The organism is Propioniciclava soli (assembly GCF_014858005.1).
Lineage (GTDB): Bacteria > Actinomycetota > Actinomycetes > Propionibacteriales > Propionibacteriaceae > Propioniciclava > Propioniciclava soli.
Genome location: NZ_JACYOT010000006.1, coordinates 40,224 through 55,793 on the forward strand (window position 1 = coordinate 40,224; position 15,570 = coordinate 55,793).

General features: G+C 70.7%; 10 protein-coding genes and 1 pseudogene. 7 read left to right on the forward strand and 4 right to left on the reverse strand.

The genetic code is table 11. The features are described from left to right. Window positions 1-96 precede the first annotated feature (96 nt). On the forward strand, window positions 97-2,172 hold the full coding sequence (locus IFY26_RS07225; RefSeq protein WP_232548335.1) for an NPCBM/NEW2 domain-containing protein: 2,076 nt from the start codon (window positions 97-99) through the stop codon (window positions 2,170-2,172). Here the strand turns inward: IFY26_RS07225 and IFY26_RS07230 are convergent. Beyond that, window positions 2,162-3,094, reverse strand: a complete 933-nt coding sequence (locus IFY26_RS07230) for an AraC family transcriptional regulator (protein ID WP_232548336.1) — start codon at window positions 3,092-3,094, stop codon at window positions 2,162-2,164. The two genes, IFY26_RS07225 and IFY26_RS07230, sit on opposite strands and share 11 nt — an antisense overlap. Before the next feature lie 92 nt (window positions 3,095-3,186). On the opposite strand from IFY26_RS07230, the gene IFY26_RS07235 reads away from it, so the two are divergent. The 5 genes from IFY26_RS07235 to IFY26_RS07255 all read left to right on the forward strand — a co-directional run bounded on the left by IFY26_RS07235 (window position 3,187) and on the right by IFY26_RS07255 (window position 10,710). Further along, window positions 3,187-6,528: a DUF5107 domain-containing protein gene (locus IFY26_RS07235; RefSeq protein ID WP_232548337.1), complete on the forward strand. Its 3,342-nt coding sequence runs from the start codon at window positions 3,187-3,189 to the stop codon at window positions 6,526-6,528. Beyond that, entirely contained in the window at window positions 6,525-7,427 is a 903-nt protein-coding gene (locus IFY26_RS07240; protein ID WP_232548338.1) for a serine hydrolase domain-containing protein, read from the forward strand. The genes IFY26_RS07235 and IFY26_RS07240 overlap by 4 nt, the downstream gene beginning before the upstream one ends. Before the next feature lie 171 nt (window positions 7,428-7,598). Further along, the gene (locus tag IFY26_RS07245; protein ID WP_232548339.1) at window positions 7,599-8,918 is read left to right on the forward strand and encodes an ABC transporter substrate-binding protein; all 1,320 of its coding nucleotides are present in this window, start codon (window positions 7,599-7,601) and stop codon (window positions 8,916-8,918) included. Beyond that, window positions 8,915-9,859: a carbohydrate ABC transporter permease gene (locus IFY26_RS07250; RefSeq protein ID WP_232548340.1), complete on the forward strand. Its 945-nt coding sequence runs from the start codon at window positions 8,915-8,917 to the stop codon at window positions 9,857-9,859. The genes IFY26_RS07245 and IFY26_RS07250 overlap by 4 nt, the downstream gene beginning before the upstream one ends. Continuing rightward, window positions 9,856-10,710, forward strand: coding sequence for a carbohydrate ABC transporter permease (locus IFY26_RS07255; protein WP_232548341.1), 855 nt, complete (start codon window positions 9,856-9,858; stop codon window positions 10,708-10,710). The genes IFY26_RS07250 and IFY26_RS07255 overlap by 4 nt, the downstream gene beginning before the upstream one ends. Window positions 10,711-10,716: 6 nt before the next feature. Here IFY26_RS07255 and IFY26_RS07260 read toward each other — a convergent pair whose 3' ends face one another. Then, window positions 10,717-11,544, reverse strand: coding sequence for a hypothetical protein (locus tag IFY26_RS07260; protein ID WP_232548342.1), 828 nt, complete (start codon window positions 11,542-11,544; stop codon window positions 10,717-10,719). Window positions 11,545-11,668: 124 nt separating this feature from the next. On the opposite strand from IFY26_RS07260, the gene IFY26_RS07265 reads away from it, so the two are divergent. Beyond that, complete coding sequence (locus IFY26_RS07265) at window positions 11,669-13,723, forward strand: alpha-galactosidase (RefSeq protein ID WP_232548343.1); 2,055 nt, start codon at window positions 11,669-11,671, stop codon at window positions 13,721-13,723. A gap of 28 nt (window positions 13,724-13,751) precedes the next feature. Here IFY26_RS07265 and IFY26_RS07270 read toward each other — a convergent pair whose 3' ends face one another. Both IFY26_RS07270 and IFY26_RS07275 read right to left on the reverse strand, forming a co-directional pair. After that, complete coding sequence (locus tag IFY26_RS07270; RefSeq protein ID WP_232548344.1) at window positions 13,752-14,273, reverse strand: universal stress protein; 522 nt, start codon at window positions 14,271-14,273, stop codon at window positions 13,752-13,754. Further along, a pseudogene (locus tag IFY26_RS07275) lies at window positions 14,273-15,532 on the reverse strand (SLC13 family permease). Before IFY26_RS07275 ends, IFY26_RS07270 begins: the two are co-directional and overlap by 1 nt. Window positions 15,533-15,570 lie beyond the last annotated feature (38 nt).

The following is a 15,570-nucleotide window of genomic DNA, read 5'->3' on the forward strand; positions in this document are numbered from 1 at the left end:
GTCTGTCCATACCAGGCGTCGGTTGCTGCATGGAGCTGGCGGGAGCCTGGTGGCTAGCGTGAACGCACCTGGTCATCGCCGATCGAAGGAGCACCCATGTCAGTGACCCCTTGGGCAAGGCGCCCCCGACTGCGACGCTGGTTCGCCGCCCTCACAGCCACCGTGCTGGCGCTCGCGACCCTGGGCGCACTGCCCGCCCGTGCCTCCGTCCCCGAGCCCTGGCTCGCGCCCACGCCCTACCAGGGCTGGAACACCTACTACGGCTTGGGGGTCGACTTCACCGAGGACGAACTCATCGAGATGGCACAGTCGATGCTCGATCGTGGCCTCCTCGAGGCCGGCTACGACATCGTGTGGCTCGACGGCGGGTGGGCCGCCGATGGCCGGGACGCCGACGGCAATCTCATCCCCGACCCGACCCAGTTCCCGAACGGGCTGAACCATCTCACCGACACCCTGCACGCCATGGGCTTCCGCGCCGGGATCTACACCGACGCCGGCCCGATGCTGCCCACCAATGAGGTCTGCACCATCGGATCGGGCGGCGGGCACCAGCAGCAGGACGCCGACCAGTTCGCTCGGTGGGGCTTCGATGCGGTCAAGGTGGACTTCCTGTGCGGGTGGGAGAACGAGCTCGACCCCCGAACCGAGTTCGGGGCGATGGCCGAGGCCATCCGGAACAACGCCGAGGGCCGTCCCATGATCGTCAACCTCTGCAACCCGGTGACCTCGCCCTACTGGGGTGAGTACCCCGAGCATCTGCAGTCGACCGGCTCCTGGGCCTACGCTCCCCAGATCGCGGAGTCGTGGCGCACCTACACCGACGTCGGCTGGATCGGCCAGATTCAGTTCGCGGACGTGCTGCGCAACTACGACGCCAACGCCCGGCATCCGGAGGCCGCCGGCCCGGGCCACTGGAACGACCCCGACTACCTGGGCCCGCAGCTCGGCATGACCGACACCGAGTTCCGCACCCAGATGAGCCTGTGGAGCGTGGCGGCGGCGCCGCTGATGATCGCGTCGGACGTGCGAACGCTGTCGGACACCTCGCTGGCGATCCTCACCGACCCCGACGTGATCGCCGTGAACCAGGACCCGCTGGGTGACCAGGCCGTGCGCGTGTCCGGCGCCGGCGACCAGGAGGTGTGGGTGAAGGACCTCGCCGACGGTTCGAAGGCGGTCGTGCTGCTCAACCGCACCGTAAGCCCCGCGACCGTGGCGACCACCGTTTCCGCGATCGGTCTGCGCGGCGCCCGCGTGACGGTCACCGATCTGTGGACCGACCACGTGGCGGAGGCCAACACCAAGATCCGCCAGACGGTCGAGGGCCACGGTGCCGTGCTCCTGCGCGTCGAGCGCGCGACGGGCCGGCCGGGCACGTCCCGCGTCGTCATCGGCCAGCCGGAGGTGCGCGGGGTGGACGGCCAGCCGCTCCCCACCGTCTCATCGGAGGTTCTCAGCGCGGCGGGTTCGACCATCGAGGTGGCGGTTCCGGTGAACAACGACGGCACCCAGCCGGCCCGCGGCGTGGCTTTGACGGTCGATGTTCCCGAGGGCTGGGAGGTCGGCGGGCAGACGTCGATCGGGGTGCTGCCGCCGACGCGGACCGTCACCGCCGTCCTCACCCTCACCGTTCCGCAGGATGCCGCACTCGGTACCCACCAGATCGGCATCACCCCGACGGTCGGCGGTGCGCCGGCGGCAGCCGGAGTCGTGACCGTCCGCGTCGCGCCCGCAGCCCCGGAGGGCGCCGCCGACCTGGCCCACCACCCGTGGGTCAGCGGCACCAGCGGCTGGATGCAGCCGACGATCGACCGGTCGGTGGGTGGCTGGACGCCGCTGATCATCGACGGCACGACGCACAGCACCGGCCTCGGGGTGGCGTCCCGCTCGGAGATCCGTTGGTTCCTGGGTGGCCAGTGCACCACCCTGACCGGCGGCGCCGGCATCGACGATGCGGCGCTGTTCACCGACCAGGGGGCCACGGTCACGTTCCATGTGATCGGGGACGGCCGAACGCTGTTCGAGACGGGGGTCATCGGTCGCAATGAGCTGGTGACGTTCGACGTCGACACGACCGGCGTCCGCGACCTGCGTCTCGTCGTCGGCGACGGCGGCGACTCCACCTACAACGACCGGGCGGATTGGGTGGACCTGTCCATCACCTGCTGAGTCGCCCGGCGCGGTCGGGGGGCGACGCGGAATCCGCCGCGTCGGACCCCGACCGCGTCCGGTACTGGGTGGGTGAGAGGTGGTGGATGCGCCGGAACTGGCGGGAGAAGTACATCGGATCGGAGTAGCCGACCTGGCGCGCGATGGACGTGACGGTCCGATCCGTCGTGTCGAGCAGCTGGCGGGCGAGCGACATCCGCAGGCGGGTCTGGTACTCCAGCGCCCCGAACCCGGACGCCTTGCGGAACAGGGCGGAGAAGTGCGAGACGCTGAACCCCGCCATGGCGGCCAACTGGTCGACGCCGATGTGCTCGGCGAGGTTCTGGCGCAGGTAGTCCTGGACCTCGGCGATCGGGTCGGCCCGGCCCCGGCTCGGGGCCCGTCGATCCGCGACGAGCACCGACAGCAGGTGCCAGGCCGCGCCGCCGGCCGCCACGAGGGAGCGCAACCCCTCGTCGGTCTCCATGCGGCGCAGGATGGTGTCCAGCAGGCCCGACACCCGGGTGGGTTCCGCGACGTCGAAGACCGGGGCCTCGTCGGCGTGCAGGGCCGACACCAGGGGGCCGATCGCGGTCCCCGTGACGTGGGCCCACCAGATCGTCCACGGGTCGTCGTCGTCCGCCTCGTAGCGGTGGCCGACACCGGCGGGAATGACCAGCACCTGGTGGGGGCCGACGCGGAACGTGCGGGTGCCGACGCGGCACAGCCCCCGCCCGGCGACACAGTGAATGACGATGGTCTCGTCTGCGGCAGCCCGCGAGCGGCCGTGGTGGGCCGCGTGCGGGAAGAACCCGGCATCGGTGACGAGCACCGAGGCGGTGGGGGGCGTCACCCGCGCCTTGGCCACGAGGGGACGCGGGAGGACGCGCATGCGCTCACCCGGGAACCCATCCGGGATGCGGGTGGCCGCGCCGGCGCTCATACCGACTTCATCACGGTCATCATCGATCCGTCCATGGGCATCAGCCTAATGCGCCTTCATCGGGGTCGGTCAGTCTGCATAGGTTGGGATGCATGGTCAAGGAAGCCCAGCAGGATCGTGCGGCCGTCCAGGTGCGGCGCGAGCCCACCGTCATTCCCACGCGCATGCCCGCCGACCCGGACCAGTACCCGGCCTACCTCGACAATCGCGTCTACCAGGGCAGCTCCGGTGCGGTCTACCCGTTGCCCTTCCACGAACGCATCGAGGACGACTGGCAGGACCGGCCCTGGGATCTGGTCACGCTGCGCAACGAGTGGGTGGAACTCGCCGTCCTGCCCGAGCTGGGCGGGCGGCTCGCATGGGCGATCGACCGAACCCGCGACTACGACTTCTTCTACCGCAATCACGTGGTGAAGCCGGCGCTCGTCGGCCTCGCCGGGCCGTGGATCTCCGGTGGCGTCGAGTTCAACTGGCCACAACACCACCGGCCGGCCACCTTCCTCCCCACAGCAGTGCACATCGAGCACGAGGACGACGGCGCCGTCACTGTCTGGTGTGCCGACCACGACCCCTTCCACCGTATGAAGGGCATGCACGGCGTCCGCCTGCGTCCCGATTCGACCGTCATCGAGCTGCGCGTGCGGCTGCACAACCGCTCCGACGACGTCCAGACCTTCCTGTGGTGGGCAAACGTTGCGGCGCGGGCCGGGGATCACTACCAGTCGTTCTTCCCGACCGACGTGCACCACGTGGCCGACCACGCCCGACGCGCCATCACCGCGTTTCCCGGCGCCGATCGCCCCTACTACGGCTGGGACTATCCGGCGGCCGCTGAACAGCACCCGGGGGCCGATCGGATCGACTGGTACCGCAACATCAAGGTGCCCACCTCCTACATGTGCGTCGAAACCGACGATGAGTTCTTCGGCGGCTACGACCACGCGGTGGGGGCCGGGTTCATCCACCTTGCCGACCGCCACATCTCGCCGGGCAAGAAGCAGTGGACGTGGGGGAACGCAGAGTTCGGCTGGGCCTGGGATCGCAACCTCACCGAGTCCGACGGCCCGTACGTCGAACTGATGGCCGGCGTCTACACCGACAACCAGCCCGACTTCGCCTTCCTGGCACCTGGGGAGACCAAGTCCTTCAGCCAGTACTGGTACCCCTTCCAGGACATCGGGCCGGTGCACCAGGCCACCTTGCACGCCGCGTGTGCCCTGCTGGTCGAGGGGGAGCAGGCGCGGATCGGGGTGTCCGTCACCCGACCGCGCTCCGGTCTGCGCCTCGCCCTCACCGACGTGGCCACCGGGGCCACCCTGTGGGAGGACCAGTTCGACGCGGCCCCCGGCTCACCGGTGAAGGTCGACGCGGCGCTGCCCCGGGCGGTCGCCGCCCACGAGGTGACGCTCACGGTCGCACACGAGGGCGCGGTGCTGCTGTCGTGGACGCCCCGGGCCGCGGAGGCGGTGGCCACGGAGCCCGCCGCGGCCACCGAACCGCCCCCGCCGGAGGCCATCGCGTCCGCCGACGAGCTCTACACGACCGGGCTGCACCTGGCCCAGTATCGGCACGCCACGCGCCGGCCCGAGCCGTACTGGGAGGAGGCGTTGCGCCGCGATCCTTGTGATGCGCGCTGCCGCACCGCCTTGGCTGTGGGGTGCCTGCGGCGGGGTGACCTGGGCGCGGCCGAGGAGCACCTGCGCCGCGCGCTTGACCGGCTGATGCTCCGCAACCCCAACCCGCTCGACGGGGAACCGCACCACCGCCTCGGGCAGGTGCTCGCGCGCTCGGGTCGCGTGGACGCCGCCCTCGCCGCCTTCGGCAAGGCGGCCTGGAACCAGGCGTGGGCGGACCCCTCCCGCCTCGCGATGGCACGCCTGCTGGCCGCCCGGGGTGAGGATGCCGAGGCGCTCGCGCTGGTGGCCGGCACGGGCAGCGCACGGGATCCGCGCAACCAGGAGCGGTGCATCGAGGCGATCCTGCTGCGACGAATGGGGGCCACCGGGGACGCGACGCGCGTGATCCAGCAGCTCTTGGCGGTGGACCCGCTGGATGCCTGGGCTCGCCATCTGGCGGGCGAGGGGGCTGGATCCGACGGCCCGACTCTGCTGGATGTGGCGCTGGAGTACGCGTCGGTCGGAGAGACCGGACCGGCGCTCGACTTGCTCGCGGCGGCGGCGTCCGCCAGCCTCCCGCGGGGTCAGGTCAACGTCGCGCCGCTGGCGCACCTGCACGCTGTCGACCTCCTGGAGCGGGCGGGCCGAACCGAGGAGGCCGGCACGGCCCTGCGTGCGGCGACCCACGCCGACGCGCGGTGGTGTCACCCCTCGCGTCCGGCAGATCTCGACATGCTCGGGCGGTTGACGGACCTGCACCCCGGCTGCGCCCTGGTCCATCGGCTGCTCGGGCACCAGCTGTACCACGTCGGCCGCAGAGTGGAGGCACAACAGGCATGGGTGACGGCCGTCGAACTCGACGACAGCGACCCCATCACCCGGCGCAATCTCGCCGTGGCCGCCCACAACATCGACGGGGACCCCGCCGCGGCCGAAGCGCACTACGACCGGGCACTGGCCCTCGCGCCGGGGGATGCCCGCCTGGTCTACGAGCTGGACCAGCTCCGCAAGCGCACCGGATGCGCCCCGCAGCAGCGGCTGGCGCACCTTGCCCCCCACGAAGAGCTGGTGGCCCAGCGCGACGACCTCACGGTGGAGTACGTCGAACTCCTGACCCACCTCGGACGCGCCGAGGAGGCACTGGGCATCCTCGAGGCGCGGGACTTCCAGCCGTGGGAGGGCGGTGAGGGACGCGTCCTGGCCGCGTGGGAACAGACGATGTTGGCACTCGCCGGAGCGGCCCGGGCGGGGGGCAGACCGGCGGACGCGGTCGCGTTCGTCAATCGCGCCCTCGACCCCCCGGTGACGCTGGGGGAGGGGCCCCATCCGCTCGCCAACCGCTCCGCGCTGCACGTCGCGCTCGGTGATGCGCTGGCGGCCCAGGGCCGCGATGACGAGGCGCGCGCCGCATGGCTGCGGGCGGCCGAGTCCGTCGGGGACTTCCGCACGATGGCCGCCGTACCGTTCTCCGACCTGACCTACTTCTCGGTGCTGGCCGCCCGGCGTCTCGGTCTGGACGACCGAGCCGACACCCTCGTGGAAGGGCTGGCCCGGTGGTCGGACGATCTGGCGGGGACGACGCCGACGGTGGACTACTTCGCGACTTCGCTGCCGAGCCTGCTGCTGTTCACCGACGACCTCGAACGGCGCAATCGGGTGGAGGTGGCCGTCCTGAGAGCCCAGGTGGCGACACTGGAGGGTGATACGGACGTGGCGAACGAGCGCCTGCGCGAGGCGTTGGGTGAAGACCCGAACCACCCGCAGGCGCTGCGTCTGCACCGCGATCTGGCCGCGGGGCGATCGGCGGTCGCAGGGTGACGACGGACCTCCTGGAGCACTTCTCGGTGCGGGTGCGGGGAGGGTTGCCCGTGTACGGCATCACGGTCGATCGCCTCGCAGCGCCGCTGGTCGCTCGGCAGTACCGGGCCGACGAGCGCGTGAACCTCTACAGCGCAGCCAAGACGTTCACCTCCCTTGCCGTCGGCATCGCGCGCGACGAGGGTCTCCTGGATCTGGATGACCGTGCGCTCGACCTGCTCCCCGCACCGGCGCGACGTCCCTCGGCCGAGGCGTCGGACGTGACCGTCGCGCACCTCCTCACCATGACACCCGGTCATGAGCACACGCTGTTCACCGACGAGGAACTCAGATCCGACGACATCCTGGGTGACTTCTGGGCGGGACCCTTCGTGGCCGAACCGGGCACGCGGTTCCACTATTCCTCCGCATGCAGCTACGTCCTGGGGCGCATCGTGGAGCACCGGAGTGGCGAGCCGCTGCGCGACTATCTCGATCAGCGTCTGTTCGGGCCGCTGGGAATTTGGAACCCCCTCTGGGCGTCCTGCCCGCGGGGCCACACGTGGGGTGGCACCGGTCTGCATCTCACGACCAGAGAGTTCGCTCGGTTGGGCGCCCTGCTGCTCCGCCGGGGCCACGTGGACGGACGACGTCTGGTCTCGGAGGAGTGGGTCGACCTCATGGCGTCGGCCACCGTCGATTCCTCCGGGTGGACGCCCGACGTCGAAGGACGACGGTACGGGCTCCACGTCTGGCTGTGCACACCACCTGGGGCCTACCGAGCGGACGGACGCTACGGGCAGCACTGCGTCGTGCTGCCGGAACACGCTGCCGCCGTCACCGTGACCGCCCACCACGAGGGAGACACCCACGAGATTCTCCGCGCAGTCTGGGACGATCTGTTGCCCTCGTTGGGATGATGTGGTTTTCGTCTGTTCGTCCATGTCGCGCATCGGATCGCCCATGGGTGACGCTGCGGAGGGTCTTCTACGCTGACCTTGTGCTCGCAGGTGAGCACCAACCATCAGGATCGACGCCGTAGTCAACCAAGGGAGCCTCACGAGGCCGCGGCTCCACCACCGGAGGACATCATGAACCACTCGTCACCGTTCGGAATCACGCGACGCAATCTGCTGCTGGGGTCCGCCGGGTTGGCCGGGAGCGCCGTGCTCACGGGCTGCGTCGGCGCCGGCGCCGGGCCGGCCGCGCAGCCCTCCACCGGCACCGGAGGCGGCACCCCCGCCGAGGTGGCGCGTGAGGTCGTTCTCCAGTCGAACATGCAGGACGCGGGCCCACGGCAGGCACTGGCCGATGTGATCGGCGGGGTGAGCGACTTCGATGTCACCATCAACACCGTCGCCACCAGTCAGTTCCGCGCCCAGCTGCCCACCTACCTGACGTCGAACCAGGCCCCTGATGTGCTCACCTGGTACGCCGGCTCCGTCACGAACTCGTTCGCAGAGGAGGGCCTGCTGTATGACGTCAGTGAGCTGTGGGAGTCCGGCAACGCGTCCGGCTTCTCCGACGCCCTGAAGGACCTGTCGACCTACGACGGGCGGCAGTACTTCGTGCCGACCAACTACTACTGGTGGGCGCTGTTCCACCGGACCTCCTCGTTCGAGGAGTGGGGCGTCTCGGCCGTGGAGACGTGGGACGAGTTCATGGGGCTGCTCGACAATCTGCAGACCCGCGGGGTCGCCCCCCTCACCACCGGGCTCGCCAACAACGCGTGGATGGCGGCGGCCTGGTTCGACTACCTTGACCTGCGTGTCAACGGCGCCGACTTCCATCGGGAGCTGCTCGCGGGCCAGCACTCCTTCAACAGCGACGAGGTGCGGGCCGTCATGGCGCGCTACGCCGAGATCCTGCCCTACTTCCACCCCGATTCGCTGTCGTGGGATCCGCAGCAGGCCGCTGCACCGATCGCCCGCAACGAGGCCGCCATGTATCTGGTCGGGACGTTCGCGACCGCGTACTGGCCGGAGGACCAGCAATCGGATCTGGACTTCTTCTCCGTGCCCACCATCGATCCGAGCATCCCGTCCGCGGAGGAGGCCCCCACCGACGGTTTCATGGTCGCCGCCAACGCACGCAACCCCGAGGGGGGCAAGGCGGTGGCCGATTACCTGGCCAGTGCTGCAGCCCAGCAGGAGTTCATCGAGAAGGCTGTCTCGCCGAACCTCCCCACGCATCCCGACGTGGACACTGCCGGGTTCTCGCCGCTCATCCAGAAAGGCCTGGAGCTGCTGAACGGTACCGATCAGATCACCCAGTTCTTCAACCGTGACTCCAATGACGAGCTGCAGGGCACGGCCGACACGGCGTTGATGCGGTTCATCAACGCCCCCGGTGACGTCGACGTCATCCTGGCCGACTGGCAGACCGCCGCGGAGCAGGTCTTCTCGCAGTGAGCACCTCCGCACCCCCGGCGACCGCCGCTGCCCCGGGCGAGGGACGCCGGCCGCGGCGGTCACGCCTCGGCCGGCGCGTGCCGCCGGTGGTGTGGTTCTTCCTGCTCGTCCCGCTCGCGGTCGAGCTGTTCTGGGTGTTCTGGCCCGCGCTCAACAGCTTCTGGCTGTCCACCACGACGTGGGGCGGGGTCGGGGTGGCCGAGCCCGTGGGCACGGCGAACTATGAACGGCTGCTGGCCGACCCCATCTTCCGCACCGCGTTGTGGAACAACGTGCTGTGGGTGTTCGGGTTCGGCGGGCTGAGCGTCGTGGGTGGTCTGGCGCTGGCCGTCGCGCTCAACCAGCCGCGCCGTTTCGTCGGTGTCTATCGCACCGTGATCTTCCTGCCGATGGTCATCTCCATGGCCGTGACCGGCTTGTTCTGGCGCATCGTCTATGCCCCCGGCGGGCCCGTGAACAACACCCTCGAGCTCGTCGGGTTGGGCCACCTGCAACAACAGTGGCTGGCCAACCCCGACACCGCCCTGGGGGCCGTCCTGGTGGCCGCGGTCTGGCGCCAGGTCGGGTACATCATGGTGCTGTACTTGGCGGGGCTCAAGGGCTGCGACCCGAGCCTGGAGGAGGCCGCGGCCGTGGACGGGGCGAACGCGTGGCAGCGGTTCTGGCGTGTCGTCATGCCGCAGCTGGCCGGCGTCAACACCGTCATCTTCGCGATCACCGTCATCGACTCACTGCGGACCTTCGACATCGTCTGGGTCATGACGCGGGGTGGCCCCTTCAACCAGAGCCAGCTGTTGTCGACCTACATGTTCGAACAGGCCTTCAGCTATGTGAACCTCGGCTACGCCTCGGCCATCGCGGTGGTCATCTTCGCCCTCGCGATCCTCTTCATCATCACCTACGTCGCCCGCCAGGCCCGCGCTGAGGAGGATGACCTGTGACCGCCCTCTCCCACGCCGGACGCCGGCGCCGCGGCCTCGGTGGCACCCTCGCCTTCCACACGATCCTGACGGTGGTGTGCCTGCTCTGGATCAGCCCGATCGCCTTCGTGGTGCTGCTCTCGCTGCGCACGTTCGACGACATCGCCCTCAACGGCCTGGGCGCCTTCCCCACCTCGTTCACCTTCGCCGCCTTCCCGGAGGCTTTCCGCTCCGGTGGCGTGGGCCGAGGACTCTGGAACTCGTTGATCGTGACGTTCTTCGTCGTCACCCTCACCCTCGCGCTGGCGTCCATGGCGGCGTTCGCGCTCAGCCGCTACCGCATCCCGTTCCGGCGGACCATCCTGATGCTCATGCTCGCGGGCAACCTGCTGCCGCCCCAGATCCTGCTCATCCCGGTGGCGCGGATCGCGCAGGGGATGGGCATCTACGACACCCTGACCGCCGTGATCGTCGTGCAGATCGGCTTCGGCCTCGGCTTCTACACCTTCGTGCTGTACGGCTTCATGCGCGGGCTGCCCAAGGAGGTCTTCGAGGCGGCGCTGCTCGACCGGTGCGGGCCCGTCCAGACGTATTGGCGCATCGTGCTGCCCCTGTGCCGCCCGTCGCTGGCCGCCCTCGCCGCGCTGGCGACGACCTGGGTGTTCAACGACCTGCTCTGGGCGCTCACCACCCTGCAGAGTGAGGCGAAGTTCCCGATCACCGCCGCGCTGCTCAACCTGCAGGGCGCCTACGCGAGTTCCTGGAACCTCCTCGCCGCCGCGTCGCTCATGGCGGCGGTGCCCCCGGCGCTGGTGTTCTTCGCCTTCCAGAAGCAGTTCGTGTCCGGCCTGCTGGTGGGCGCCAACAAGTAACGCCACTCAGGCGTCCGCCGGGCCGTCGTCGCGGCGCAGCCCCTGGAGGGTCAGCTGCCAGGTCACCGGCGCGTCCGGGCCCACGCGCACGGCGTCCCCGGGGCGTGAGGGCGGCAGCGAGACGTCGCGTCCAAGGACGGGCTCGACGCCGATGCTGCGGTACGGCCCGTCGGTCGGCCAGCCCCGCAGGTTGCGCCACACCACGAAGCCCAGGGGCACGTCGGGAGCAGCGTCGAGGGTGAGCCGGAGCGCGTCGTCGCCGTCGGTGACGGTGACGGTGCGGCAGTCCGGCAGCAGGTAGCAGACGGCTCCCCGATGACCGCGCCCCAGGGACCGGACCCAGGCGTCCTCACCGCCCAGGGCCTCGATCTCGGCGGTGGGGCGTGGGTCGAGGAACACCACCGGCCTGTGCGCGCCGGGGTGGAGTTGGGCGGCGTCGGACAGGTCGAGCAACAGGTGGGTGGCGTGGAGCACGTCGCGCGGCGTGTCCGCGGTGGCGGTGTAGGTGACGGTCAGCCCGTCGTCGGCCTCCCGCACGGTGCGCTTGAGGTGGTGACCCTCGGCGCTGACGTGAGCCGTGCCACCGTCGATGTGCCACTGCCGGTTCCAGACCAGACCGTGGTCGTGGGGGGCCCGCAGGCAGGGGAAGCACTCCTCGCCGCCGCCGGCGTCCACGAAGGCGTCCCCGGGCGTGACCTGGGGGCGCGCGGAGGCGATCGCCGGGTCGGGGTTGGCCCAGAGCCACTCCCGGTTGCCGGCGCGCAGGGACGTCCACCGACCTCCGAGGTCGGGGTCGGTCGCGAGTGCGAGCTGCACCGGATGCCATGGGGTCATGCCTGCCTCCTGCCGCGAGACTAGGCCGCGCGGGCGCGGCCGGTGTGGCTCGGGCAGAGAATCCTCCAGCCGGGCCGCCGGTTCGCGCATGGTCGGGGGCGGCGGGCTCTCATACGCTGGCCTGATGGGCGAGCCGATCGAGCTGCACACCCCGCACACCCGCTACTCCTTCGCTCCGACGGCATCCGGCAGCGGCCTGCGCCTGCTCGGGTGGGGGGCACGGGAGGCCGAGGTCGAGCCACCCGCGCCGCCGGTGCTGCCGGGCTTCGACACCCCCGACGACCTGCTTCCCCACGAGTTCGGCGTCGCCGGAACCCGCCACGTGCTGGAGTCCGAGCTGCTCGTGCAGCGCGACGACCGGCGCGACGGCGCTCGCGTCCGGCTCGTGGGGGAACCACACCGCGCGTCCACCGACGGCGGGGAGACCGTGACGTGCCTGTTGCGCGATGACGCGGTGGGCCTGGAGGTGGAGCTGAGCTGGCGGGTCTCGACGGAGCACGACGTGGTGGTGCGCGGGGCGACGGTCCGCAACGCGGGGGACGCCCCCCTCACCCTGGCGCGCGCCCTCACCGGCGCCTTCAACCTGCCTCTGCCCGCCGGTGCCCTCATCGACGCGCTGGCGGGGGGCTGGTGCGAGGAGTTCACGCCGACCCGCGTCGTCCTGCCCCGGGGCACCTGGAGCATGGGCAGCCGGCAGGGCCTCACGTCGCATTTGTGGGCCCCCGTCGCCACGCTGGGCGACCCGGCGGACGCGAGCCGCGGACGCTGGTCGGTGGCGCTGGCCTGGTCGGGGTCGTGGCGGCTCGACGTGCACGCCAACCCCCGGCTGGGGTGGGTGCGGGTGGCGGCGGGCGTCCACGACGAAACACCGATCCTGCTCGAACCCGGGGAGAGCTTCGTTTGCCCGGAGCTGCTCGGTCTCTGGGCGCCGGACGCCGACGCCGCCGCCCGCGCCTGGCACGCCTACCATCGCGCCGAGCGGCTGCGCGACACCGCCGCGGCCCGGCGTCCGGTCACGTACAACTCGTGGTACGCGACCGAGTTCGACGTGGGGTGCGACCAGCAGCGCGATCTGGCCCGCCGGGCCGCCGCCTTGGGGTGCGAGATGTTCGTTGTGGACGATGGCTGGTTCGCCGGTCGCCGCGACGACACCGCCGGGCTGGGTGACTGGACGCCGGATCCGGTCGCCTTCCCCGAGGGTCTCGCGCCGCTGGTCGAGGAGGTGCACGGGCTCGGGATGCGGTTCGGGCTGTGGGTGGAGCCCGAGGGCGTGAACCCCGACTCCGAGCTCTACCGGGCCCATCCGGACTGGATCCACCGCTCGCCCGACCGCGAGCCCGTGACGATCCGCAACCAGTACGTGCTCGACCTGGGCCGGGCCGAGGTGGAGGCCTGGGTGCTGGGCACCCTGCGGCGCCTCCTCACGGGTACCGGCGTCGACCACCTCAAGTGGGACATGAACCGGGCCCTCACCGATGCGGTGCGCGCGGGGGATCTCCACGGGCGCGAGGCAGGCCTGCAGCACACGCAGGCCTGGCACCGGCTGCTGGACGCGCTGCGCACGGAGTTCCCCGACGTGACGGTGGAGGCCTGCAGCGGCGGCGGGGCCCGGGTCGCGGCGTCCGTGCTGGAACGCAGCGACGTGGTGTGGCCCAGCGACGAGACCGGGCCACGGGACCGGCTGGCCATCCAGCACGGGTTCTTGTCGGTGTACCCCGCAGCGACGATGAGCTCGTGGGTCACCGACCTCCCCGGGCACCTCGACACCACGCCCGCCTCGCTGACCTACCGGTTCTGCGTCGCCATGTGCGGCGTGCTCGGGGTGGGGGCCGACCTGCGCGGCTGGTCGCCCGAGGAGGAGCACCTGGCCAGGGACCTGATCGCGCTGTACCGCGACATCCGCCCCGTCGTGCTGGGGGGCACGGTGCAACGCCACGGCGACCCTGCCCGACACGGCTACGTGGTGGAGTACGTGGGGGCCGAGGACGACCCGCGGGTCGTACTGTTCGTGTTCGGCAGACCCGAGACGGCACAGACGGTGGTGCTGCGCCCGTGGAGCGGCCGGCACCAACCGCATCAGCGGATGAGCGTCACGGGCGGGTCTGCGCGCTGGGTGGCAGAGGAGCTGCTCGTGGACCTGGAACCCGAAACGGGCGCAGCCGTCGTGGTCCTGAGCTGACGTGAGCCGGGCCGCCAGAGATGCGGCCTCATGCCTCGGAAGGACGTTGGTGTCGGGGTGGGGGTGGTGGGATGGAGCCGAGGCTTGGCGCGGTTTCGGGCCAGATCAGCATGACTGCGCAGGGTGCGTGGTCGACCACGAAGCGGGTGTGGCGGCCCAGGCTGTCGGGGCCGAGGCGGCTCCTGTCGCCGTCACGGCCCACGATCACGTAGTCGGCATCCTGGGCGGCGGCAGTGACGACGCGTTCCACCCGGCCGGTTACCAACCGCCGGGTTGCGGGAAGGCCCAGCTCATGGTGCGCGGCGGCCAGCATGTCCTCGGCCGCCTCCTGGGTGAGCTGCCTGATCTGTTCGGCGGGGTCGCGGTGTCTCCCGCGGCCCATCAGCGCGTCGAAGGCACCTGCCGCAACCTCGTGGGGTGCGTCGTCGATCACGTGCAGCAGGGTGATGGAGACGTCCTGCCCGGCCCGGTGTCTGACCTCTGCGATGTCCTTGGCCGCTCCCACGCAGGCCGGCCAGGTGCCTGCCACGACCCAGACGAGGATGTTCATCAGACGGCTCCCATCAGTTGCAGTGAAATCCACAACGCCACGACGGCTGCGACGATGGCGACCGGCGTGGCGAGCAGCCCGAGCAGGGTGAATTCCCCCAGGCGCGCGTCCTGGTCGTGGTCGGCCACGACCCGCCGCCAGAGCAGGGTGGCCAACGAACCGACGTAGGTCAGGTTGGGGCCCACGTTGACTCCGATCAGGGTGGCAAGGACGGCTCCGGTTCCGGCATCGGCAGCGAAGGGCAACAGCACCAGAACCGCCGGCAGGTTGTTCACCACGTTGGCAAGCACAGCTGCCAGCCCAGCCCACGCGAGGAGTGAGGTCAACGAGTCGCCCAGCGGCACGATGGTGCCGATCGCTGTTCCGAGGCCTCCCTCCACGACGGCCGCCACGACGATCCCCAACGCCAGCACGAACAGCAGGAACGGCAGGTTGACGAACCTCGGTAGGTCACGCGGGGAGACCTGGCCCACGACGAGCGCCCGGACCGCCATGACCAGTGCCCCGGCCAGCGCCACCCAGGCCGGCTCCACACCGACGAGGGACGCCACGACGAACCCGACCAGGGTCAACGCCAGCGCGGCGGCCGAGAACCGGGGCAGGGCAGGGGCGTCCGGGCTGCTCGGCTGGGTGGCAGGGATGGACAGGTCGGAGGCGAAGAACATCCGGAACGCCCCGTACTCCACCACCAGCACCACGAGCCACGGCAGGGTCATCAGACCGGCAAAGCTCACGAACGTGAGACCAGCGGTGCCCATCGCCAGCAGGTTGGTCAGGTTCGACACCGGCAAGAGCAACGACCCTGCATTGGCCAGATGGGTGCACGCGTAGGCATGGGGTTTCGGCCGGACGCCCAGGCGCTACGCCGTGGCGAACACCACCGGAGTCAGGAGCACCACGGTCGCGTCCAACGACAGCACGGCCGTGACCGCGGCCGCCAGCACGAACACGTACCGCAGCAGGCGATGCGGCTCACCGCGGCTCTTGGCGGCCATCCGCGCACCGGCGTACCGGAACAGACCGTCGGCATCACACAGTTCGCTGATCACCAACATGGCGGCCAAGAACGCCACGACGGGCAACAGGCGCTCGATCTCAGCGAGTGCCCGGTCGCTGCTCAGCGCTCCCACGGCGAGCACCACCAGTGCAGCGGGCACCGCACCGACAGCCTCCGGCAAGCCCTGGGGTCGGACCACGGCGAATCCCAGGACGAGCACCAGCATCACGATGGAGACCGCCTCAGCCACGTCGGTCATCATGCCCCACCGACCCTCGGGCCGCGCCACGCACCTCCCGA